At 33.8% G+C, this 23,431-nt stretch carries 20 protein-coding genes; 6 read left to right on the top strand and 14 right to left on the bottom strand.

The window, feature by feature from the left end; translation table 11 throughout:
- Positions 1-20 precede the first annotated feature (20 nt).
- From RT037_RS06990 to RT037_RS06965, 6 genes are all read right to left on the bottom strand, one after another.
- Positions 21-614, bottom strand: coding sequence for a DUF6759 domain-containing protein (locus RT037_RS06990; RefSeq protein WP_313029337.1), 594 nt, complete (start codon positions 612-614; stop codon positions 21-23).
- Positions 611-1,291, bottom strand: coding sequence for a tRNA (guanosine(46)-N7)-methyltransferase TrmB (gene trmB / locus RT037_RS06985; protein WP_313029334.1), 681 nt, complete (start codon positions 1,289-1,291; stop codon positions 611-613). Before trmB ends, RT037_RS06990 begins: the two co-directional genes overlap by 4 nt.
- A gap of 64 nt (positions 1,292-1,355) precedes the next feature.
- Positions 1,356-2,147, bottom strand: coding sequence for a hypothetical protein (locus RT037_RS06980; protein ID WP_313029330.1), 792 nt, complete (start codon positions 2,145-2,147; stop codon positions 1,356-1,358).
- Positions 2,148-2,278: 131 nt separating this feature from the next.
- The gene (locus tag RT037_RS06975; protein WP_313029327.1) at positions 2,279-6,541 is read right to left on the bottom strand and encodes a T9SS type B sorting domain-containing protein; all 4,263 of its coding nucleotides are present in this window, start codon (positions 6,539-6,541) and stop codon (positions 2,279-2,281) included.
- Between the two features lie 91 nt (positions 6,542-6,632).
- A complete protein-coding gene (locus RT037_RS06970; protein ID WP_313029323.1) occupies positions 6,633-9,005 on the bottom strand; it encodes a choice-of-anchor L domain-containing protein in 2,373 nt (790 codons plus the stop codon).
- A gap of 156 nt (positions 9,006-9,161) precedes the next feature.
- Positions 9,162-10,367 (bottom strand): aminotransferase class I/II-fold pyridoxal phosphate-dependent enzyme, encoded by a 1,206-nt coding sequence (locus RT037_RS06965; protein WP_313029319.1) that lies wholly within the window; start codon positions 10,365-10,367, stop codon positions 9,162-9,164.
- 146 nt (positions 10,368-10,513) lie between these two features.
- Between RT037_RS06965 and RT037_RS06960 the strand changes: the two genes are divergently transcribed.
- Positions 10,514-10,975, top strand: coding sequence for an Lrp/AsnC family transcriptional regulator (locus tag RT037_RS06960; RefSeq protein ID WP_312322518.1), 462 nt, complete (start codon positions 10,514-10,516; stop codon positions 10,973-10,975).
- Between the two features lie 57 nt (positions 10,976-11,032).
- On the opposite strand, the gene tsf is transcribed toward RT037_RS06960, so the two are convergent.
- Positions 11,033-11,854, bottom strand: coding sequence for a translation elongation factor Ts (gene tsf / locus RT037_RS06955; protein ID WP_312322519.1), 822 nt, complete (start codon positions 11,852-11,854; stop codon positions 11,033-11,035).
- 138 nt (positions 11,855-11,992) lie between these two features.
- Here tsf and RT037_RS06950 point away from each other — a divergent pair, with 138 nt between their 5' ends.
- A complete protein-coding gene (locus RT037_RS06950) occupies positions 11,993-12,559 on the top strand; it encodes a DUF6759 domain-containing protein (RefSeq protein WP_313029313.1) in 567 nt (188 codons plus the stop codon).
- 498 nt (positions 12,560-13,057) lie between these two features.
- Positions 13,058-13,345, top strand: a complete 288-nt coding sequence (locus tag RT037_RS06945) for a T9SS type A sorting domain-containing protein (RefSeq protein ID WP_312324790.1) — start codon at positions 13,058-13,060, stop codon at positions 13,343-13,345.
- A gap of 53 nt (positions 13,346-13,398) precedes the next feature.
- Here the strand turns inward: RT037_RS06945 and RT037_RS06940 are convergent, their stop codons facing one another.
- Positions 13,399-13,845 (bottom strand): KTSC domain-containing protein, encoded by a 447-nt coding sequence (locus RT037_RS06940; RefSeq protein WP_312324789.1) that lies wholly within the window; start codon positions 13,843-13,845, stop codon positions 13,399-13,401.
- 167 nt (positions 13,846-14,012) lie between these two features.
- On the opposite strand from RT037_RS06940, the gene RT037_RS06935 reads away from it, so the two are divergent.
- The 3 genes from RT037_RS06935 (at position 14,013) to RT037_RS06925 (ending at position 18,639) form a co-directional block, all read left to right on the top strand.
- Positions 14,013-14,210, top strand: coding sequence for a hypothetical protein (locus RT037_RS06935; protein WP_312324787.1), 198 nt, complete (start codon positions 14,013-14,015; stop codon positions 14,208-14,210).
- Positions 14,198-14,521: a hypothetical protein gene (locus tag RT037_RS06930; RefSeq protein ID WP_313029306.1), complete on the top strand. Its 324-nt coding sequence runs from the start codon at positions 14,198-14,200 to the stop codon at positions 14,519-14,521. The genes RT037_RS06935 and RT037_RS06930 overlap by 13 nt, the downstream gene beginning before the upstream one ends.
- A gap of 446 nt (positions 14,522-14,967) precedes the next feature.
- A complete protein-coding gene (locus RT037_RS06925; RefSeq protein ID WP_313029302.1) occupies positions 14,968-18,639 on the top strand; it encodes a hypothetical protein in 3,672 nt (1,223 codons plus the stop codon).
- Between the two features lie 157 nt (positions 18,640-18,796).
- Here the strand turns inward: RT037_RS06925 and RT037_RS06920 are convergent, their stop codons facing one another.
- From RT037_RS06920 to RT037_RS06895, 6 genes are read right to left on the bottom strand one after another with little or no spacing between them, the layout of a single operon-like run.
- Entirely contained in the window at positions 18,797-19,456 is a 660-nt protein-coding gene (locus RT037_RS06920) for a hypothetical protein (protein ID WP_313029298.1), read from the bottom strand.
- Between the two features lie 12 nt (positions 19,457-19,468).
- Positions 19,469-20,080: a hypothetical protein gene (locus tag RT037_RS06915; RefSeq protein ID WP_313029295.1), complete on the bottom strand. Its 612-nt coding sequence runs from the start codon at positions 20,078-20,080 to the stop codon at positions 19,469-19,471.
- A 25-nt stretch (positions 20,081-20,105) separates the two neighbouring features.
- A complete protein-coding gene (locus RT037_RS06910; protein ID WP_313029292.1) occupies positions 20,106-21,050 on the bottom strand; it encodes a hypothetical protein in 945 nt (314 codons plus the stop codon).
- 7 nt (positions 21,051-21,057) lie between these two features.
- Positions 21,058-21,840 carry a hypothetical protein gene (locus tag RT037_RS06905; protein WP_313029289.1) on the bottom strand — a complete coding sequence of 261 codons (783 nt, stop codon included), beginning with the start codon at positions 21,838-21,840 and terminating at the stop codon, positions 21,058-21,060.
- 12 nt (positions 21,841-21,852) lie between these two features.
- The gene (locus RT037_RS06900) at positions 21,853-22,767 is read right to left on the bottom strand and encodes a hypothetical protein (RefSeq protein WP_313029286.1); all 915 of its coding nucleotides are present in this window, start codon (positions 22,765-22,767) and stop codon (positions 21,853-21,855) included.
- A gap of 11 nt (positions 22,768-22,778) precedes the next feature.
- Positions 22,779-23,426, bottom strand: coding sequence for a hypothetical protein (locus RT037_RS06895; protein ID WP_313029283.1), 648 nt, complete (start codon positions 23,424-23,426; stop codon positions 22,779-22,781).
- Between the last annotated feature and the right edge of the window lie 5 nt (positions 23,427-23,431).

Below are 23,431 nucleotides of genomic sequence, written 5' to 3'. Positions count from 1 at the left end.
TAATTGTAAATACAAAAAACTTAAGTACCAATACTTAAAATTATATTTTTTGAGATTGTTTTTTTTGAAGCATAAATCTTATCACAAACATTACAACTAAAATTATATTCACCTTTGTCTAATGTAAAGTACATGTTGCTTTTTGACGGAACAGCAATGTCTTTATGAGAAGATCCTCTTACGTTAAGAATAAGATTACATGCAGAATTATTTTCAAATACAATAATAACATCATTTTCTTCCGGATCTTTACCATTAATAATGTCATTAATTAAATCAACAAAATGTTGTAGTTGTTTAGCTTTATTCTCTAGTAACAGTTTATCATACAATGCTTGATTCATCGTATAAATAGGTTGGTTGAAATTTGGAGTAGGATGAACTGCTCGTGCTGACATTGCAGGGCCGAGATCACTTTTCATCCAAGATTGATTTTTTAATGTAGTAAGACGTTTTTTTAGAAAAGTCAAGTACTGATCATCACTATGAGCTTTACTAATATATTGTTGTATTTCTGATATATTATTACTTTTTGTGATATGATTTTTAGAATTATTGATAGTACATTGACTTAGCAAGAGTCCGGAAAATGCTGATAAAAGCAAGTTTTTCATGATTTAATTTGAAATCTGATATAGGTTATAGTTTTTCCTTTTGCTGAGAATAATTGCTCGTAATAAGTCTGTATTTCTCTTAGAAGTGGTGTTCCTGGTTCGTACTCTGGTGCACCATAAATATCGTGATGAGCTGTGATAATATTGTGTCCTGCGCCTTGCAAATAACCTAATGTATATCCATGTAAAAATTCTGAATCTGTTTTTAGATGAACAACACCTTCTTTCTTCATGATTTTTTTATAACGATCAAGGAAGTCAGGATGGGTAAGACGATGTTTTGTACGTCTGTATTTTATCTGTGGATCTGGGAAAGTAATCCAAATTTCGTCGACTTCATTTTCTGCAAAGAAGTGTTCAATCAATTCGATTTGAGTTCTTAAAAAAGCGACATTATTCATTTCAGATGTATGAGCTTCTTTTGCCCCAAACCAAAAACGAGCGCCTTTGATGTCAATACCAATAAAGTTTTTTTGGGGAAAAGCTTTGGCTAATCCAACACTGTATTCACCTTTTCCGCAGCCGAGTTCTAGGACAATAGGATTATCATTTTTAAACACGTCCTTTCTCCAATTTCCTTTTAAGGGATAATTGTTAAGTGCTTCCTCGCGGGTTGGTTGAAAGACGTTAGGTAATACTTTATTCTCTTCGAATCTTGCTATTTTATTCTTGCCCATTTTGAATTTTAATGAATTCAAAAATAAGAAAATTTAACTTAGCTTTAACAATTATTATGTTAAATTACAAGGCAGAATCGGTCAAATGTGAATTTCGTAGACGTCTTTGATAAATTGGAAGATAACGTTCGATATAAGGCTTCACCGCTTCGTAATTACCAGCTTCTGTCAAATAAGAAATATTATCTGAACTATAGATGAATTGCAAGAAATTTGGGATGAATTCTTTAGGGATTTTTAAACGTGTAAAATAGTCGTCGCCAAAATACTTTTGAATACCACTAATGCTTTTTTCCATCTTTTCATATTCATAAAGGCGCTTTTTCTTTTTCGCTTCCCCAGATAACATGTCGTAAAGACTGCTTATGCTAAGACTGTATCCGCCATCGCGAAAGCCTAACAACGGCTCTTGAGGCGAGGTGCCATCACCCTTCGGCGCAGGCAGTCCAATAACTTTTCGGAGTTCGTAAGATGTGTCCGTACTTTTAAGACTGGTTACATCTTTTCTCAAATTTCCGCTAGCTTTAAAGGCTGATACAACAACTTCTTGTATTTCGTAGTAGGCGATGCTCAACTCAACGAAGTTTTTATTTAATGCTAATAATTCGTTGGTTAAAGTAATGTCTTTTCGATCGGTGATAATTGAGGTGAATCTAATAACGTCGCCACTTTTTGCAGGAATACTAAAATTTCCGTTATAATCTGCTAAAACCGTGTTTTGTGTATTAAGATTGGTTACATAAAACTGATTAAGAAAAAGATTGGAATGATCTCTCAAATAGATTTCCCCATTGTAAGTTTGAGCTTTTAGAGAAAAGCTAAATATCGTGATAAAAAGTAGTAAAAGTTGTTTCATTTCGAGAAGCAAAAGTATTGAGAATTTTCCCTATTTGTTGTGTTTATGATAAATAAAAAGGGTTAAAGTTATATTAAACTTTAACCCAGAATTGTTAATTTGTTATAATTAAATTTTTAGTGATAGATTTTTTAATTGTTTTTAAGTAAAATCCAACCTTTTTGCTGAGTTGGCGAAGGTGCGCCAAGATCTGTCCATTCCAAAATGTACCAATAGGTGTCATTTGGCAGCGGTTTACCATTGAGTTTTCCGTCCCAGATGTAATCTTTTTTCTCTGCAGAATCATATACTTTTTTACCATATCTATCGATAATGATAAACTTAGCATCCGTTTTTGATTTTAATTCAGAATAATCAACATAATCATTTCGACCGTCACCATTTGGCGTAATGGTATTCTGTATTTTAAGAATACTAAGACTTGCTGTTGTGGGAGCACAATTACTCGATGTTTTTACCGAAACCGTATAGAGGCCAGGTTTGCTAACATCCGGAAAAACAAAATTAGAACTAAATCCTTGGTAATACGACGGACCTTCGAGTGCATATTCGTACGGAGGAACGCCACCTTCGGCTTTTACTGTAACCGTTGTGCCATCAATAATTATGGCTGTTATTTTTGCCGATTCAGCTTGAGTTACTTTAACTGGTTGAGAATATTTGCAGCCATTTTGTGCTTCAAGGACGACAACATAATTTCCTATTGAAGCATTATAAGTTTCTTTATCCCAAATTGGCGTATTAAGATCTTCCGCTTTGTACCAAACATGACTTCTGAAACCCGAACCAACTTTTAAATCGATGGTTGTACCGCTACAAATCGATTCGTCTTTAAGTTCTGTTGAAGCTTCTGGACGATTGATGTTTATCTTTAATTCTCCTAAAACAGAGCATAAACCAGCTGGTGATGAAATCCGTAAATAATAAGTTTTAGAATTTGTAAATGTCAAATCTGAACTTGTTACAATATCGTTGTTATTTTGAGCACCAGATTTTGAGTTGTGATAAGTAAAATTTAAACTTTGATCAGTTGTGAAGTTAGTTCTGTAATTATCAAGATTGCTAACTGTGTATTTTCCTTCCAGATCGCCACATTCTGGAATCGTTTCTTTATCTTTTAATAACGAAATTTTAGGGCCGACTTTTAATGTGATTTTTGCTGAAGCTTCTGCGCAATGCTTTGGTTTTACTTTTACCCAAACATCTGCTGTGTCAGTTGCAAAAGACCACTTGTCTGTTGTGATTAGATATGAAGAAGTCATTGCTGCATTTGTATAATATTTAATATCATCAAAATGCGAACTGTTTGTAAGGATATAGGGTGTCACATCTGTCGAGAATGTTACATCTGCTTTGCCATCAAGGTCGTTATCACAAAAAGTTCTAGTCAGTCTAGTTGTATCCAAATCAGGTTTTGGTTCGCCGATAACCTCCACGACGTCAGATTTTATTGGACAAGGCGCAGTTGTAGATTTAACAATGACAAAATATTTACCAGGTTTAACAGGAATTGTTCTACTGTTAATAATCATTGTGCTAGGATCATTGTCATTATACCATTCCCATGAGGTGTAGCCTGCTCCTGCATCTAGAGTATAAGTTGAAGTGCCATCATCACAAATGTGATAAGGCGCACCTGGGAAAGTTGGCTTAGGAGGACTTTGACGCGTTAACTCTAATTTGAAGATTCTTGCACAGAATGCTGGTGCCTTCCAAACTCTAAAGTAGAAAGTGTTGACTCCATCTGCGGTACTAAGGGTTGTTGGATTATTAACTGTTATGCCATCTACATTATTTTGAGCATCAGGAAGGGATTTGTAATAAGTTGCACTTAATGCAGTTTCGTTAGTGAATTTACTTAGATAATCGTAAGCGTTAACATCATTACAAACATTTTCTTTATAGGTTGCAGTTCCGCCAGTTGTAATGTCTGGTATTAAAGCGCCAAGTTTTAATTCAACTTCTTTGATGACAAGATCGCAGTCAGATTCTACACGAACCCAAATTTTATTATTGCCAGCAGTGAAAACATGAGGTGTGTTTTGTGGTAATGCGTTATTAGGTGCTTCAGCATCAGGTTTTGTTTTAAAAAAATTAATTGTAAAACCAGCAGGGTTTGTCATAATACCAGCAATAACATCACTAAAGATAACTTTATAATTGCCATCTATTTTGCCGTCTTCCTCGTCGCAATGGAGCTTTGTGTAGTTTTCAGGTTTAACATCAGGAGCTGACATAATTTTTAAAGTCACCTCTCTGACTGCATGACAACCTAAAGTATTTTCAATTCTTGCATAGACAATTGTGCCATCTGTTGCTGGATATGGACTAGAAATTTCGTCAGAAATTGTTGGGTCTTCTGCACCAGGTCGCGACCTGTAATATTTTACACTTTGGAAATTTGGTATTGTTGTGTACTTGGTTTTTGTTAAATCAAAACTCGCAGAATTTGTAGTCGAGCATTCTCCAACGGTGGTGTCTGTTGCAATAATTTGGTTAATAATAATTGTGTGTTTAACCTTTTCTGTAACTGTTCCGGAAGCGTTGGAGATATTGTATTCTATCTCGTCCGACTCATCTGTAACAGTTGGGTTTGGTGTATAAGTAAAACTTGTGCCGTTAACAACCACAGTTCCTTTGGTAGGTTGTTTTGTAATAGTAATACTTGCAACAGCCTCAGTCGTATTGTATTTAAAAGTAGGGTTAAAAGTTTGCACGCCGCAAATGCTTTCTGTGAGATCTGTAACGCAGTTTTCAAATTTATAAGGCAAAGTTTCTTCAGGATCACAAGAACCTTCAGTTATACGACATTTATATGTTCCGGGTTTTGTTGGTTTAAAAATGTGAGGACTTGCAGCCTCTGTTAGGATAGTTGTAGGATCGTCAACGTTGAACCATTCATACTTGGTGTAACCTTGCGGTAGCTCTAAAATCGCGTATGGAATGCAAGCATTTTCATCTACATTTACAATTAAAGGTATTCTAGTGAAACCTGCAAAAAAACCACCGTAACCAACATTAGAATCTCCTGCCGAAATACCAGCAGTAACCGCTTTGGTCGACTCAACTGAGATATTGCCAGTTACATTTAGTATCGAATAAGTGCCCCAATCAGTGGCACCAGAAACAGGTTTTAAATCTGAAGGATTAATAGTTTGAATAATAGTAGAGCCATTTTTTACTATAACCGTAGCGCCTTGTTGCGTAATGATGTTTAGTTTGGTAGTATAAGATTTTGGACCAATCTTGTCAATATCAGAAATTTCATCAATAACTTTTGGAAGATAGCAACTGATAGGTGGAATAAAATTCATACCTCCAGTAGAGACGGCTTTAATGGTTTCTATACCATTTTTAGTGTCATTTTCTACGCCAGCCATTAATTGGTAGACATATATTTTCTTTTTATCTTTCGTTTTGATGTATAGATTGTAATGATCGCTACCTTGAGGTTTGTATTTCGTATCGTCTATTCTGAAGTGGTCTCCTGGATTAGCAAGTGTCGCAATTGGTGATGTTTCATTATTAACGTAGATATCGGTATTTGGCTGGGTAGCGACTACAATAGCGCCTTCCATATCGTTGCCAATTTTACCATAACCTTTAACGATAATAAATTCGTCGCCTAGTTTATCGGTTGGTACTGATTGATCCATCAATATATCTGATCCGTCTCCACTAAATGCAATTTTTGACTGTTGCCCATTGAAGTTACCATTAGTCACCGAAATTGGTTTATCAGCAGTTATATGCGCTCCTGTAAAGGCATCTAAGTTACTAAGATTACTAAGACTTTTCCCTTGCAAAATATAAGATTGTCCTCTGTTGAGCGTTACTGTGTATGAAGCCTGTGTAGGAACATTATTAAAAACTAAAGGTTTTTTGAATCCATCTATTTTTACGAGCGTATTGTCTTGCGTTGCAATAACACTCGTCATAAAATTGAGATTAGTATCACTATAGTTATTGGGTGAAACAACAGTGTAAAAATCTTGACCTAAAGCCGCTGCACCTTTAGAGGTTAAAATCTCCGCATGTGCCTCAACACCAAATCTAAAGTTTGCAAAAAAAGGAAAGTCAGCTCTAACATAAAGTCCCATGGTGTTAGCTTTTCCTAAAGCTGCATTATCTTTCGTGATCATATATTGACGATCGATACCAATAGTGGCAGGACTACCTTTTTTGATATTGGCTTGATAGATTAACTTATTATTGTTGTAGACATATACCGTAAACTCTGTTCCAGAATTTGTTGATAAATGTAAAAACTGAGTTAACGGACTTGTGTTACCTTGATCATCAAACATCGGCGCAAACCAATGTTCTTTATCAAATTGTGCGGAAAACTGTGTGAAAAAAAATAGAAGTATAAACGCCGATAAAAACCTTTTCATTAAAATAATACTTATGCTAACAAATGTAACGATAAAATGGCAAAAGTATTATGGATAAAAGGCTTTTTAACTAAAAATTATTCGTGTTTTATTAATAATTTTTCAATAGAATCCAGCTTTTTAATTGTTGGGTTTTTCCAGAGGTTGGCTCTATCCAATCAGCAACATACCAATAGGTACCTGTCGGCAAAACGCGGCCGTTTTGTTTACCATCCCAAATAAATTGGTTGGCAGAATTACCTTCAAACACTAAAACACCGTTTCGATTATAAACTTTAAAACGAGCTTCGGTTTTATTTAATAATTCAGAAAGATTGATCACATCATTTTTACCGTCGGCATTTGGGCTGATGACATTGGCAATATTGACTACCGAAAAATCTCTAGATACAAGCCCACAATCATCACTGGATTTGACGTAGATCGTATGGTTACCAAGCGACACATTTTTGAAAATCGAAGAATCTTGGAAGCTACCAGGAAATGTGTTGTCATCCAATGAATATTTGTAAGGCGCTGTGCCACCTATAGCTTTAACGGTCACAGTCGATCCATTAATCTCGATAGCATCTATAATAGCAGTTGGCGCTTGCTTGACTTCGACAGTTTGTGTATAAAAGCAAGCATTATAACCAAGTTTTACGGTGTATACGCCAACGGGTACATTTTCAATTTTTTGAGTGGTAGCATTGGTTTGTGTTATGGGGTCTTTAAAACTCCATTCGTACGATGTAAAGAAAGTGCTTGGGCTCGGGCCTTCGCCAGCATCTAAAGTTGTCGTTGTATTTTTACAGATTTTAACTTCTTTTGGCATATTAGATTTTGCTGGTTGCTTTAGAATGAATGTTATTTCTTCAATATCATCACACTTGTTAGGTTGGTTATAACGGATGTAATACTTATTCTGTGAGGTAGATGTTAATAGGACTTTAGTACTATTAAGTACATTATTTTGCTTTTTTGCATCTTCTTCGGTTTTATAAAATTGAGGTATTCCTTCTATGTTATCAGCGATGTCTTTATAATAATCCAAAAGGTCAATTTCTTTATAGCCTTCAAGTTTATCATCACAAATCGCAATATCCGAATGAGGCTTCGGTGTGCTGTTTGAATTTTTAGAGAATGTTATCTCTTTCGTAACTGGATCACAATTTCCAGGTTTCACCCAAATCCAGACACTTTTCGAATTCGTAGTAAAACTTATTTTATTAATTGGAACTTCATTCGGATTGTTCGTGTTTATTGGCTCATTTTCATAATACCTAATTTGAAAATTGGGATGGCTGTCAAGAATTTGTTTCGTGTTCTCATCATCCAAATTCACATTATAGATGTTATCAAAGTCTTCATCACAAACTTTAAAAGTTGTATTCATGAAATTAGGCATCGTTTGCCCTTCAATGTTAATTTGCCCTTTAATACTGCAAGCGCCATTAAGTTCAATTTCTACCTCGTAATATCCAGCATCTTCATATTTAACAAGATAGGTGGGAAAGTTACCTGACAAAATCTGAAACCCATCTTTGTACCATGTATATTTGGTTGCTCCAATTTCCGTCGCGTCAATTTGTCTGTTTTCGCCTGGACAAAGTGCATTACCATTATTTTCTGTCCAGTCACGCCCTAAATCTTTATTTCCAAAACTTCTACCTTTTAAAAAAACCGCTGAATCGTATCTTCCTTGTATATCACCATGGTCGGAAATTACTAATTTCATTCGGTATTTAACGCCAACTTCAATATTTGCAATTGCTTTTAACACTTTTGTTTCTCCATTAAAATTATGAGTTGGATACCTAGAATCATTAAAAGAACCAAAATATTGAATATTGCTTGGACATGTTTCAGCACCATTTATTGTTAGAGACGTTACAGGGATATTTGTTCCTGGTACGACAGCTATGTTTTTGAAAGGCTCTGTATTGTCAGCTTTTTTGATTAAAAAAGCAAAAGCATCAGAATAATTACAATTATCTGGTCGATATTCTTCTGACAAAAACATATACTCAAATGCAATACTGTTTTTATTTTTAGATATGAAATCAAATTCTAAAACCGTTGCGTTTAATAAATTATCTGTTGGTAGTCCTGCATTTTTTAGTGCATCAAACAAGTCTGGATCAGATTTCCAAGACGAATCCTTCTCGTCTTGTAGACTAGAATTTGGTCCAACTGCAAGATTCGCCATTCCTGTTGAAAGAATGATACCTTCGTTAAAAGCTAAGCTGGAATTATTTTTATTGAAATATCCCCAGCTTTTTTTACCTCCTCCAAATTCTTTCCCATAAATATTAATATTATCAACAGCGATACAACTTTGATTGTTCCCTACAAAAATATCTTTAACAAGTTGGTCTGCTGTATATGAAGTTGTATTAATACTAATACTTTGGGCATTTGATGAAAAATATCCAAATATTATTAGATTAAAAAGTAAAAGTTTATGGAGTAGATTTTTACACATTTTTTGCTTTCCTATTTTCTTGTTGAGAATGCGGGGCAACAAAATTACAATATTTAATATTGTTAAATTCTTTAATGCTATTAAAATAATTTTAAACAAAATAAAAATCCCAAGCTCGTAAAAACTTGGGATTCTAAATGAAAATATGAAAATGATTTAGCGTAAAATTTGTGTCGAAACTAGGCAAGAGCGCATTTTTTCGTAAGTCCGTTTGATGTCGTTGTCCAGTCCAATAGAAAAGCGGATAAGTCCGTCCGACAGTCCCATGCTTTTTCTTTCCTCTTCCGGTATCTCTGACGAGGTTGAACTTCCGGATGCAGAAAATAATGTTTTGTAAAATCCAAGACTTACAGCAAGATAACCAAGGTTTTCGTATTGCATCATTTCCATGACTTCGTTGGCTTTTTGGGTTGTGCCTACGTCTAAAGTCAACAGGCCGCCATAGCCATATTCTTCGCGCATCATCGATATGTAAAGCTGATGATCTTTGTGAGATTGTAGACCTGGATATTTAACAACCAAGCCATCTTTTTCGAACATTTCTGCAAGATAAAGCGCATTGTGGCTATGTTGCTTCATTCGGATGTGAAGTGTTCTTAGGTTTTTAAGAATATTGGCAGCGCGCAAACTATCCATTGTCGGACCAAGAAGCATACAAGCACCAGTGTTTACATTTTTAAGATCGTTAATGAAATCTTGCGTTCCACAGATGACACCGCCAACTGTATCGCTGCTTCCGTTAATGAATTTTGTTAAACTATGGATAACCACATCAGCGCCTAATTCTTTAGGAGAAATACATAACGGAGAAAACGTGTTGTCAACAACCAGTTTTAGATTGTGTTTTTTTGCGATTTGCGATAAAGCTGCAATGTCAGCAACTTCCAAAAGTGGATTGCTAACAGATTCGCAGTACAATACTTTTGTATTTTGCGTGATGGCTGCCTCCACCAAATCCAATTTTGTAATATCAACAAAACTCGTGTTGATGTTATAGTCTGGAAGAAAATTCTTCATGAATGCATAAGTCCCGCCGTAGATTGTTCTACTAGATACAATATGATCGTTTGATTTGCAAAGTTGCATTAATACCGACGTTATCGCACCCATTCCCGAAGCGGTTACATTCGCAGCTTCTGTAGCTTCCATTTGTGCAAGAGCTTCACCCAAGTACAAATTGCTAGGCGAGGAGTGGCGAGAATATAGATAGCAGCCATCTGTATTCCCTTCGAAGGTGTCAAACATCGTTTTGGCTGATAAAAATGTATAAGTCGAACTATCAGAAATGGAAGGATTAACGCCTCCAAATTCCCCGAAGTATTGTAAATCTTGAATGTTGTTAGCTGGATCGAATGTGTTCACGTTGATTATTTTATACAAATATTGCAGAAAGTATTAATTTTTACAAGCTGTTGATTAATATTTGGATAATATTACAATGTTTATATTGTTTGTTAGATTTTATTGCGTAAATTTGATTTAAAACTATCTGCTTAATAGAATATTTTATGAATCTCGACGATACTGACAAAAAACTTTTGATGCTTCTACAGGAAGATTCAAAAATGACAACTAAAGAAATCGCTAATCAGCTTAATCTTTCGGCAACTGCAGTATACGAAAGGATTAGGAAGCTTGAAAAAAACAAAGTTATCAAAAAATATGTTGCATTAATCGATAAACAATTGGTTAATCGAGATTTTGTCGTTTTGTGTCACATCAAACTTACGCAGCACAAAAAAGAGTATTTGCAAGAGTTTGAAAAAGAAATTTCAGAACTGCAAGAAGTCATGGATTGCTTCCATGTGAGTGGAGACTTTGATTACATTCTAAAAATCGGTGTTGCTAATATTAAAGAATATCGAAGTTTTATAGTTAACAAGTTGACGGTCGTAAAACATATCGGAAGTTCTCACAGTGCTTTTGTTATTGGTGAGGTCAAATCCACAACAGCGGTTTCTATCATATAAAAAAACCAGTCAATTTTAATTGACTGGTTTTTATGTTTTTAAAGACTTAATCTAAGATTATAGGCTAACTCTTACGAATCCTACAACTTTAAGATCACCGTTAACTGACTTTACATAATCAGCTACTGACATACCACCATCTTTGATGAATGCTTGGTGTACCAAAGTGTTGTCTTTGTAGAATTTCTGCATTTTACCTTTAAGGATGTTATCGATAATGTTAGCAGGCTTACCTTCTTTAGTTAAGATATCTCTTTCTATTTCTAATTCTTTGTCGATAGTTTCTTGAGAAACTTGAGTCTCGTCAAGTGCGATAGGATTCATCGCAGCAGCTTGCATAGATACAGCTTTTGCAGCTTCTTCAGCGCCATCTACGTTTGCAGAAAGCGCAGTGATAGCAGCGATTTTGTTACCAGCGTGGATATAAGCACCTACGAAAGGACCTTCGATTCTTTCGAAAGCACCGATTTCGATTTTTTCTCCGATAACACCAGTTTGCTCGATTAATTTATCAGCAACAGTAATACCGTGGAAATCAGTAGCTAATAATTCTTCTTTAGAAGCAGCTGTGATAGCCATTTCAGCTAATTCGTAAGCTAACTCTACGAAAGCTTCATTTTTAGCAACGAAGTCAGTCTCACAGTTAAGAGAGATAATAGCACCTAACGTGTTATCTTCGTTAACTCTAGCGATTACAGCACCTTCTGTTGACTCTCTGTCAGCTCTATTAGCGGCAACTTTTTGTCCTTTTTTTCTTAAGATTTCGATAGCTTTTTCGAAGTCACCTTCTGCTTCTACTAATGCTTTTTTGCAGTCCATCATACCTGCACCTGTTGTGTTTCTTAGCTTTGCTACGTCTGCTGCTACTGGTGTATACATATTTGTAATGATTTTTATAAATTTTAAAAAAAAGTGATATATTTAATCGATTTTTTTTGCGTGGCAAATATACTAAAATATCCACAAACTAAAAAGATAGATTCTACGTTAAAAATTGTAAATGTAATTTTGTGATCCATGAAGAAAATAGTTTTACTTGTTATGATTGCGGTTTCAGGGATGTATTATGCGCAAGTAAGTGTGTTTACAGCAATGAATTCTAATGACCCTAACGTGGTGCAATCTTTTATAACGGCAAATCCCAAGCATCCAAAAGTTCCGGAATTAGAAAAGAAACTTCAAGGTATGCGATATACAGTTGTGAGTAGTTCGGGCTCTGGTAACGATGCAGAAGCAAAGCCCAAAGTTTCTAAATTGACACCTGAAAAGCTTGAAAAAAATATCAACAAATCAAAAACATCAGAAAGTGCTGAGAAAACAGCGGCTATTTTAACGAACTTATTTAACGATAACAGAAACTCTAAGGAAGCGGTTTTACAAATCGTAAATAGATCTTCTTGTGAGTTAGTTGTAAAAGTTGCAGGAAAAAAGAAATATTACAATCTGAATGTACCGTCCAAAAACCAAAATTATATCCTTATTGAGAAAGGGAATTATAACTTAACAACTTCTATTTGCGGTGCCTCGTATACTTCTAATAAAAGTATTACTGCAAGTACAATCATTACACTTGGTAATAAATAACTAAAATTAATTATAAAAACCGATACAAAAACGCTTCAAATTTTTGAAGCGTTTTCATTTGATATAAACTATTCTAGTCAATCTTGCCTTCTCCAAATTTTTTGTAGATGTGTCTTTTTGCAAAACGACTTAGCAAATCTGCTTTCGACATTTTTTGAAGTTCCAATGCATTTGTATTTTTATCATTAAAATGTTGGGTTTTAGTGATAGAAAATATTTCATAATACAAAAGGAGCGATGGATGTTGTTAATTCGGATTGATGCTATAATAAAGATAGATGAAGGTTATTGGTTAGAGATTGCTTGCTGCTATGTCGATGGAATTCTTTTTTTTAATATACCTATTATTAGGTATGGTTTTAGACTAGCTTTTACTGTATTTTTACTATAGGCTAGCTGATAGACAGATGGTTGCTAATTCTAATGTTAATTCGAAGACATATAATCTTATCAATTTGCAACCAAATACAATGTATAAAGTTTTTATTAAACCAAGTTGTGCATCAGGAACACGGACAAGCGCTACGTTTTTTACAAAAGTATTATCCAGTAGAATCGCTTCACAAAATTAAAGTTGAAGTTTATCCAAATCCAGCAACTTCAATATTGTATTTTACTGAAGCACTTTCAGATCTTAAAATATTTGAGTCGGGTGGGAGAGCTGTAAAAGTCTTCGATCAAAATAATTTGAGTGTAAATGTTTCAAAACTTAGTAATGGCGTTTATACATTGATTGGATATAATGAAAAATTAGAAAAAATCACAAAAACCTTTATTAAAAAATAGTAACAAAAATCCCCTCAACTTCTATTAGGGGATTTTTTATATTAGAATTTGAATTAATCAACCATGGCTTCTCCAGATTTTCTGTAAATGAAATTTCCGTAGATGTGTCTTCTTGCAAAACGACTTGGTGAATCTGCGTTCACCATTTTGATAAATGTATTTCTTGGAACACCGATGTATTCGTACATTTTACCATTCAAATGTTGAATTTTCAAGATTGATTTTTCGTAATCAAAATCTTCAATATTACTTTTAGAAATTGTTTCCCTGTATTCTTCTTTATATTTTTCTTGAGTTTCTTTATTGATGCTCACCAAAAAATGATAGGCTTCAATAACTGTCTTGCTTTTTTCTTCAGCTTCCAATTTCCCAACTTCATCATTGACGAATTTATCAGGATGCGAATCCTTCATCGTGTTTCTGTAAATGGTTTTCAACTCTTTAAGAGTTACATCTTTATCTACTCCAAGAAGTTTTCTGTGCTCACCAATTCTTTTCATTGTTCTAAATTTTAATGAATTCAGATACAATTACGTTCTGAATTTTGGAGTGCAAAAGTACAAATTAAATTTTGAATTTTAATGTTAAAAAATTGATAATGTGATAATTGGCATTTAATCATTTTTTGAGTTAATTGCTTATCTTTTTTAATATAAAACTTCAAAAAATGAATCTGTGTGCCGAGAAAATTGAAATCATCAAATGGATTCAATCATTAGAAAATCCAGCATTGATTGAAGAAATCAACAAAATCCGAAAAAGAAAATCTTTCGATTTCGAAAAGGAATGGGAAAGAGGGATTTCGGTTGCGGAAGCTCGAAAAAGAACTTCTGATTATATAAAAACTTTACCTTGGAAGAAATAAATATTATTCTTCAAAGCAATGTTATAGACTATTTGGAAGAATTGGTATTGACCTTGTTTCAAAATGAATATTTTGGATTTGAGGAAGATGCGCAAAAATATGTACAAAGAATATATGATTTCATTGAATACAATTTACCCATTTTTCCATTTAATAGCACACTCGAAAATTTATTAGAATTAGGATCTAAATATATTTTCTACAAAGCAAATACAAATACGACTTGGTATATTTTTTTTGAGAATTTTGGAAATCGCTACCTCGTTACTTTCATCACCTATAGCCATTCTGAATTGAAGAAATATTTGTAATTTTTTTCCATTAATATTGATCTAAAAAGAAAAATCCCCTCACTTTCGTGAAGGGATTATTTATTGCCAAACTCACTGAGTTTATTTTACTTCTTCAAAAATAACCATAGTTGATAATCAATATTTTATGTTTTAATGGTACAAATATGACACAAAAAAAAGATACTTAAAAATACCATATAGAATGTGTTGAATCAAATTTGAGATTATAAAAATATTATTAATAACCGAGAATTTCAAGAAATAAACTTAAAAAAATCACAAAGAAGTTGATAATTTAATATTGAATAAAATTATGTTTACTTTTCCATAAAAACCAACACTAATTTTGTGATTCATATCAATCAAGTTAATTATAAACAATTTACAGATTAAGATTTTGAGAAATTTATTATAGATAATATATTTGTAAGAAACAAACTAAACTCTCAACGATATTAATAATTATGATAACTTTAATTGAACAGAATTTATACAGTTGTAATGCTGATAAGTTTGCAAACTTATGCAGACTATATCTTTCCTATAAATATGAAATTATTAATTCAACGGGTTTTGTTTTAGGAAAAGAAAAATCAAAAAAAGGAACTCCCGATAATTTTATTCCGATTAAAGACTTCTATATTTTTAATGAAATCACTACCACAGATAAAAAAAGATTACTTCCAAAGCTGAAACAAGACATAGAACATTGTTTTAAACAAACTGATGTCCCATCGGAAAAAATTCTTAAAATAATACTAATCTGTAATAATAAAATCACTACTTCTATTCAGGAAGAGCTGAACAAGCATAAAAATTCTTTCAATACTGCTGTTGGTTTAGAAGTTATAGGAATCGATGCTCTTTCAACCATAATTTTCAAAGAATATCCATCAATTGCTAAAGAATTAGGTTTAACTATTGACACAGGTCAAATACTTGAAGTTGATGAATTTATTTCACAATATGAAAAATCAAAATTTTCAACACCTCTTTCCAATCATTTTTTTAATAGAGATAAGGAATTAGAAGATGGAGCTGCATTGATTAAAAACAATGATATTTTAATTATTTCGGGACAAGCTGGTGTGGGAAAAACAAAATTTTCATTAGAGCTGGTCAAAGAATTCCAAAAAAGCAATTCGGATTATAAAGCAAAATATATAAGAGCAAACGGGATACTTGACATTTGGGAAGATTTAAAAATTCAAATTATACAAGGCAAAAATTATATCATTGTAATTGATGATGCTAATAAATTAAAAAGTAATCTTGACCTTATCATTAATTTCCAAAATAGTTTTAATAAAGGAAATTTAAAACTGATTTTCACTGTTAGAAACTATGTTAAAGATGAAATTCAAGGAAAACTTAAAACCTATCAATTAATCGAACTGAAAAATTTTGATAAAGATGAATTGAGAAAAATCTTACAATCGCCTGATTTCAATATTTCTGATTTTTATATAGACAAAATTTATTCTATTTCAAAAGGAAATCCGCGAATTGCAATAATGGCTGCACTTGCAGGAATCAACGGCGAAATTGAAAAACTCAACAATGCTTCCTTAATATTGGAGGAGTACTTTTCATCTGTTAATCAACAATTAAACGCAGACAGCCAATTAATCAAAACCGCAGGAATTTTATCATTATTTAGAACGATTGATTTTAGCCATACAAAACCTATTGAAGAAATCGAAAAATATTTTGAAATCTCAAAAAATGAATTGATTGAAAATCTTGAGTTACTTTTTAAGTATGAAATTGCGGATGAATTTAATAGCTCATATAAAATTGCAGACCAAATTTTAGGGGAATACATTTTTTATTCTGTTTTTATCAAACAAAAACAAATCCCATTTAGGTTACTTCTTGATTTGTATGTAGATGAAAATAAGTTTTCTTTGGTTAAATTGCTTACCCCTATTGTCAGCAATTACGGTTTTGAACAAGTAAAACTTTTGATTATAGATGACATAAAAATAAAATGGGAAAGTATAAATAAAGATGAAACCAAATGTTTGAAATTTTTAAAAGATTTTTGGTTTTATTTGCCAACAGAATCATTGCTGTTCATTCATAAACTTATCCCAACAAATAATATTATTGAATTAAACAGTCTTCCTTTTGAAATTTATAATAGCAATCACATAGAAACCTATGATGACAGAATTATAGAAATTTTGGAAAACTTTCAACAGTTTCCTGATAAATTTTCACTTTCGTTGGACTTACTTGTAAAGTATGGTTTATTAAACCCTCTTAATTTTTCAAAATTGCTTAAAGTATTTACCCAATCTTTCACTTATGGAAAATATGACCACAATCTAAATTATGCAACTCAAATAAAATTATTTGATTTTTTGTATAATAAAGTTCAAAGCGAAGACCAAATTTTTTATTCCAAAATTATACTTTTCATTGCCTCTAAATATTTGATTGATAGTTTTCAATCCACAGTTTGGGACGGAAATACAATCTATACAAATCAAATTCCAACCCATTTATCCGAGGAACAAAAAGAATTTAGAAGTACATTATGGAATTTTATTTTTGATTGCTACAAAAATGGAAATCTAAAAGATTTTGTTTTAGATTTTTTTGAGCAACATAGATATGCACATCATTATCTTCAATACGATGTGGTCATAAAATTTGACAAAGATTTAATTATTAACTTCTTCCTTGAAAACTTTCTACCTAAACCTAATTTTAGAGAAACAAAAATCGTCCATAGATTTTTTAAAAGTTTAGAATCTTACAAAGTAAAGTACGATAAAAAATTAAAAGGAAAATTTAAAAATAAAGAAGTTGATTTATGGTATTTGCTCAATGAAAGAGCAGAAGATAAAAGAGAATTGCTGTATCAGTATGTGAAAAATTTTGATTTTAAGAAATATCAAATTTTATTGGGACAGATAGATGTAATTAGTAAACATAAAAAAGGATATTTTGAGGGATATTCTACAATCAAAGATTCTATTTCTCATATATTTATAAAACTTTCAAAAACCGATTTTAATCTTTTTCTCGAAGTTTTTGAAGAACTTTTCAAGTATGAATATTCAAAGTATCTATTCATAGGAATGATATTCAGAGATATTAGGTATGATGAATCAAAGTCAAAATTATTAAGGAATTTAATTCTTGAAAATAAAATTGATAGAGGTTGCATAGTTCCATTTTTATCACATTTACCAGTTGAGTTGGTTACATTTCAAGACTATGAAATTTTAATGGATTTTTTCAAAGATGAAAAAACGGTATGGATAAATTTTATTGAGGATATTTTTGTGAAATTTAAAAATTTAGATATTGATATTGAAAAGGAACTTAATAAAGTATTAAACTGTTTAATTTTAAAAACTAATTCTCCTAATTTTTTCGTACACAATGATTTCTTCAAATATCTTTACAATGATTACAACCATATTTTTATAAGTAGATTAAAAAATATAGAATTTATATACCTTGCTTTGGATTCGAAAAGCAGGCAATTTGATTATGATTTAGAGACTTTAAAACTAATTCTTGAAAAAAATCCAAAGTTTATCATTGAACTATTAGAATCAACCTTTGATGATAAAACATTTATCAGTAGAAATGATTTTTTAGAAAATGATTTTAAAAGGTTGTGGGATTTAGAAAACAGGAATGAAGTTTTTGAAGACATTGTGAAGTTTTCAAGTAAATTTCCAATGTTTTTTAAAAATGTACGTTCCGAAGTTTCAACGATATTTCAAGGAAGCGGAGAAAATGGTTTGAATTTTCTCTATTATTTGGTACGTAAAACTTCTGACAAAAGAGTAATGAGATTATTATTTAATATAGTTGTATCCGTATTTAATGAATCAAAATATAATTTTTTAAATATCATTCTGAAAAAGAATTCCAATGTAGATTTTTTTAGAAGTTTAGATTTTTATGCAGGAGATAGTGTTACTGTTAATAGTAGAATACCAAAGATTAGAGGGGAAATTTCAATTTATGAAGAATTGAGAGATTATTTACAGAACTTAAATAACATAGAATATTTGGAACATCTTCACTTTATAGAAAATCAAATAAATAATTATAAAGCAGAAATTGAATGGGAAAGAAAGCGTGAGTTTTTGAGTGAATGGAGTATTTAAATGTAATATCCACTATTGTAGTTCCCGAAATTTATAAGCTTTTTTTGCTGCCGAAAACGTAGAAATAATGGTCAAAGATTTTGGGTAAATATTGATCTCTCTTTAAAAACCTTCGCAAACACGCTATTTCAAATATTTATTAGCTAATATTGAATGCTTATTCCAGATAATCTGACAGGCTTATATAATACTCTGTTTGCGAAATGTACTTGAAAACATACTGAACACCACCGCCGGGAAATACCGTATTTTCACTTAGCGTGATAAAATTACCGGGTATATCCTTTGGAAAACAAATGGGCAGCTTCGCATCTATATTCAAATCATTGAACAGCGATAGCATAGACAAATCTGCCTTTGTAGTTGCCAGATACAACGTGGATTTATCATTGGTTTTATTATAGCTGACTTTGTATTCCAATCCTTTTATTTTAGGGAAGCCGGAAAAAGTATCTCCAAAATATTTGCTTTTCCCTGTAGCTTTCCAATAATCGGGTAATTTGGCTTTTTTGTCGGGGTACAGACGGTGTTTTATCAACTTTTTCCCGCTGTTCTCTTCTCCGTCCTGATATGCCTGCAACACCTCGCCGTTTGGCTTCAGCATAAACCATAAGGTCATATCGTCCGTTTCACGGAAACCGGCATCATCTGGTGTAAACAGCCAATAGTTTAATTGGGGTTCCCGATAAATTGCCATTTGTGCCTTTTTACCGTTGGCATTGGTATATTCCCAAACCCACATTTCGGAAAAATTGTATTGTTGGGCAAATGTATTCGCAGTGAAAAGCAGAAAAATGAAGAAGAATAGTTGTTTCATCACTTTGGGCTTTTAATAAATAAAGTCTTCTTTTTCGCTTCCCAATGCCTGAAATACAGGATAATTCATAGTAATAGTTCCTTCGTAGGATTTCCATTTTTCGGGGTTTTCCGCATCTGCCGAGCTTCCGGTTTTACCTTTTACTTTTATGACTATTTTGTCTTTTTGCAGCGAAACGATTTCGCCCTCGGCTTCAAAAGACAGTTGCACATCCATTGCATTATCCGTTACTCTGGTTATCGAAAATGTAAATCCGTCATTTTCGCCTTTAACCATTTTACCTGCAATGGGGCGTAAGGCAGTAAGGTCTTTTCCGGTAAAGCCAATCAGGATATTGTCTTGCCCGTTATCGACTTGGGCAATGGTAATAGCAATGGTTTCTTTGGAAGCGGTAATGCTCCCGAAACCTTTTTTGAAATGGTCTTGCAGGTTTTCATCGCCTATGGTTACATCTACTACTGCATTGTTGTCTTCGATGTGGTTCACATCCAAGGCATCCACTTTATTACCTGTGGCGGCTTCGATGGTTTTTTCTACCAATGAAGTACCTGCTTTATTACCCGTATCACCACACCCCGACAAAATAAGCGAGGCACCGAATAGTGTAAGGAGTATTTTATTCATAATGTATCGTATTTGTTGTTAAAAATTATCGCCCGATGCTTTTATAACCTGCCGTGTTAAAGCTGTAACTGCCATTTTCGATTGCTGTTATACGGAATTTAATATCCGGACCGGAAATTTCCATTACGGAATAGGCAATGCCATCCACCGCAATATATCCAAGATTGAAAAAGCCGAGCGCATCAAATTTTCCCGGTGGCAAACACACGTCATAAGACGGCCCTAACCAAAAAACAAGCGGTTTACCTTCATCATCTTTACCGCGGTATTCATATTGAAAATCAGGCGTATTGAGATGTGGTCTTTTGTTTCCTGTTGCTTTAAAATCTCTTTTGAACCGGGCTTCATTTTCCTTGTCGTTTCCAAAGCTCATCACACTCGTACCAATAGGCATATTGCTTTTCCATTTGCCACTTTCGGGATGGTTGAGGTAGGAAATGTATTGGTAATCTTTGAAAAAAGCATCAACCGTCATTTCCGAAAAACCTTCTTGTCCTGCGTAAAGTTGCTGAAAAGCGTCGTTCGGCATATAGGCTTCTTTTTTGTCCCAACTGATAAAAAAATAGCTGTTGCCCGAAAATTCCGGAGATGAAACACTAACACTGATTTTTTTAGTCGGATTAGGACAAGGCAAACATTGGTTTTGTTTGAGGTACTTTTCCAAATCAAAATCTGCTATTTTCTTTGCTTCGCCTTTTCCGCCATATTGCGTATGCAGTTGCGGTATGGTCAGCTTGTTCTCCTCTTTGAAATCGCATTTTTCAATGACCAAAATGGAATTTTCTTTTCTATCCGAAAACAAATCCGGTCTTTTGAGAATTTGTGCTATTTCATTTTTATCGTACTTTTTCAGCACTTCGGTACAGCCATTTCCCTTTTCGCATATCGCAATGGTGAGATTGCCTTTTTGTTTCTGCGAACAAGCGGTAAGGCTCATCAGCAGGGATATTATTAAGAGCAAATTTTTCATCTGGATATTATTTACATTTGTTCAATACGAATTCCGCCAATTTTATGGCGGTCGATTTGTTCTTTTCGTTGTCGTTGCTGATGTCTGCCACGATTTCAAACTTTACCCCTTTCTGCAAAACAACCAGCTCGTTGGTAACGACATTCCAGGTTGCGGCATCGCCTAATCCTTCTACGGTTCTGTAACCTTCGGAAACCTCTTTGAACATCCCCGTCAAAGCCCCACCGGTTTTTTTGATTTGCTCTTTACTTACATTCTGCTCTTTTGCCTTTTGCAAAGCTTTATCTGCATCCGCATCGCCCGAATTGCCTTCGGCAATTTCATCAAGAGCATCGTTTGCCGCCTGCATTTGCTCGTCTGTTATGGCTTGGTAGCTTTGGTTAAAGGTTGCAAGCGACATTGGTTTTATGGAGCGGATGCTTACCACATCAGGCAACTCCATTTCCCGGTCCCAACCTCGTACTTTGCCTACCCTGCCATTCTTGAATTTGTACAGAAATTCGTGGTGTTCAGCGTTCTTTAAAACCTTATTGTATTTTGTTTCCATCACGTCTTTAGAAAATCCGGTAGCATTTAAAACATCGGTTTCCTCAAGAAGCGCATCATACTTGCTCAGATAATCCAAAAGGCATTCGTTGTCGCCTTTGGCATTGGTATCATTGGATTTACTATTGATAACGGCATCTAAATTGATTTCGTTGCCGTTTTGTTTCTTGTCATCGTTATTTCCGCAGGAAAACAGAGTAAGGCAAAGCACAGTTATTGCAGCTGATATTTTTATTAATTTCATTTTTTCATTTTTTTAATTTTCTATTCGAGGCACTTTTGGTCTTGGATTATCTTCCAATCTTGGAACGTTCGGCATAGAATTGTCTTCCAATCTCGGTACATTTGGCTTCGGATTATTGCCTGGTTTTATGGGAAGCAGGTCATCTCCTTTAGGATTTACAGGGAGCAGGTTGTCATCGCCTTTAGGTTTCACTGGTAATAAGTCATCATCTGCAGGATCGTCACTTCCAAAAGGGTCTGCTGATGGTTTTTCTTTTACGAGTGTAAAGGTTACGGGAACTTTACCTATGCAGGTTTCTTTTGTAGGCACTTTTATTTCTATTGTATAAAAGGTTTCTATTTTTTTCCTGCTTACAATGGTAATAGTATAGTACATTTTCATACCTCCGGATTTATTGGAATTAAAATCGAGTATGCCTTTGTAGGTATTGTATCCCGTCTTTACCCATCGCATTTCGTTGGAAGGAAACAATTGCGCCGGATTAAAAGGAGATTGAAAGTTGACATTCCCTTTTCCAACGGTTCCAGGTGTAATTTTACTCCGGATAAAAGAACCGATATTGCCGATACCATAGCAATCATTTCCAGCGGAAGCCCCGTATGACACATTCCAAACACCATCTATAGGTTGCAGATACGGGTTGAAAAGACCGATTTGTGTGTAACCATCGCCGCCCCACTCCCTGTCAATATCTTCTCTGGATTTTTTGTCCAAATACAGCAGGTCTTCGCCATTTTTCTTTTTTCCCAATACAATGATGTCATCGGGCTGTATGTCCCTGCCAAAATCATTATTAAACAAGTTGCTTTCAAAATCCGAAAGTTCAAAAGTGCAACCACCACCTTCGGAGCAGTTGGCAATAATGACTTTTTCGGCAAATGCAGATACCGAAATCAGCATCGCAATCATCAAAAAATAGAGTTTCACATCCGGTAATTTTAAGGGTTCAAAATAGCGTTTACAAGTTCGGATGCTTTTTTCTTTGCTAACGCCTCGTCATCGCCAAAATTGGCAGTAATGGTAAAGGCAGCGTCTTTCGCCAGTACGTGCAAGGCATTCATCGGGGTTTCCCAAAATGACATTGTAGCTACGTTTTCGAGCTTTTCCGTTTTGCGCCTGCCTGCATAGTCGGCAATGTATTTTGATTCTACGGTTCCGGTTTCTTTGTTGAAATGTTCCTGCTTCGCCATATTATTTACCTGCATCTGTAACCCTTCATTCGTTCCGTAATATTGCTCAAATTCCGCAAGGGTCATTTTCTTTATAAAGCCAATGCTGAAACTGTTATAATCATCAATCTCGTGTTTGCCACCGGCTACCTTTTTCTTATTTCCGTTAGCCCAGCTATACAATATGGTATATTGTCCTTGTTGGTTAATATTGTTTTCGATGTGTTCGCCAATCTTATCAACAGGCACACCTGCAACTGCCGCTACCATTTCTTTGGTCAGGATTTTTTGCAGGTTGTTTTGCTGGGAAATAATCGTTTCAGCATTGAAATCATTGGGAACACTCACATTTTCGGTATTGCCACTGCAGGAAGCAACGACAAAGGCTACAATGATTAATTTTAGTGCGTTGTTCATTACCG

The sequence above is a fragment of the Soonwooa sp. genome (genome assembly GCF_032062245.1).
GTDB lineage: Bacteria > Bacteroidota > Bacteroidia > Flavobacteriales > Weeksellaceae > Soonwooa.
The sequence above is the reverse complement of the archived record's forward strand: the minus strand, read 5'-3'. Positions and strand labels throughout refer to the sequence as shown.

What these genes read in the sequence shown, in the direction of transcription:
- RT037_RS06990 (WP_313029337.1), bottom strand. Translation starts at nt 614, where the DNA reads ATGAAAAACTTGCTTTTATCAGCATTTTCCGGACTCTTGCTAAGTCAA.
- trmB (WP_313029334.1), bottom strand. Translation starts at nt 1,291, where the DNA reads ATGGGCAAGAATAAAATAGCAAGATTCGAAGAGAATAAAGTATTACCT.
- RT037_RS06980 (WP_313029330.1), bottom strand. Translation starts at nt 2,147, where the DNA reads ATGAAACAACTTTTACTACTTTTTATCACGATATTTAGCTTTTCTCTA.
- RT037_RS06975 (WP_313029327.1), bottom strand. Translation starts at nt 6,541, where the DNA reads ATGAAAAGGTTTTTATCGGCGTTTATACTTCTATTTTTTTTCACACAG.
- RT037_RS06970 (WP_313029323.1), bottom strand. Translation starts at nt 9,005, where the DNA reads ATGTGTAAAAATCTACTCCATAAACTTTTACTTTTTAATCTAATAATA.
- RT037_RS06960 (WP_312322518.1), top strand. Translation starts at nt 10,514, where the DNA reads ATGAATCTCGACGATACTGACAAAAAACTTTTGATGCTTCTACAGGAA.
- tsf (WP_312322519.1), bottom strand. Translation starts at nt 11,854, where the DNA reads ATGTATACACCAGTAGCAGCAGACGTAGCAAAGCTAAGAAACACAACA.
- RT037_RS06950 (WP_313029313.1), top strand. Translation starts at nt 11,993, where the DNA reads ATGAAGAAAATAGTTTTACTTGTTATGATTGCGGTTTCAGGGATGTAT.
- RT037_RS06940 (WP_312324789.1), bottom strand. Translation starts at nt 13,845, where the DNA reads ATGAAAAGAATTGGTGAGCACAGAAAACTTCTTGGAGTAGATAAAGAT.
- RT037_RS06935 (WP_312324787.1), top strand. Translation starts at nt 14,013, where the DNA reads ATGAATCTGTGTGCCGAGAAAATTGAAATCATCAAATGGATTCAATCA.
- RT037_RS06925 (WP_313029302.1), top strand. Translation starts at nt 14,968, where the DNA reads ATGATAACTTTAATTGAACAGAATTTATACAGTTGTAATGCTGATAAG.
- RT037_RS06920 (WP_313029298.1), bottom strand. Translation starts at nt 19,456, where the DNA reads ATGAAACAACTATTCTTCTTCATTTTTCTGCTTTTCACTGCGAATACA.
- RT037_RS06915 (WP_313029295.1), bottom strand. Translation starts at nt 20,080, where the DNA reads ATGAATAAAATACTCCTTACACTATTCGGTGCCTCGCTTATTTTGTCG.
- RT037_RS06910 (WP_313029292.1), bottom strand. Translation starts at nt 21,050, where the DNA reads ATGAAAAATTTGCTCTTAATAATATCCCTGCTGATGAGCCTTACCGCT.
- RT037_RS06905 (WP_313029289.1), bottom strand. Translation starts at nt 21,840, where the DNA reads ATGAAATTAATAAAAATATCAGCTGCAATAACTGTGCTTTGCCTTACT.
- RT037_RS06895 (WP_313029283.1), bottom strand. Translation starts at nt 23,426, where the DNA reads ATGAACAACGCACTAAAATTAATCATTGTAGCCTTTGTCGTTGCTTCC.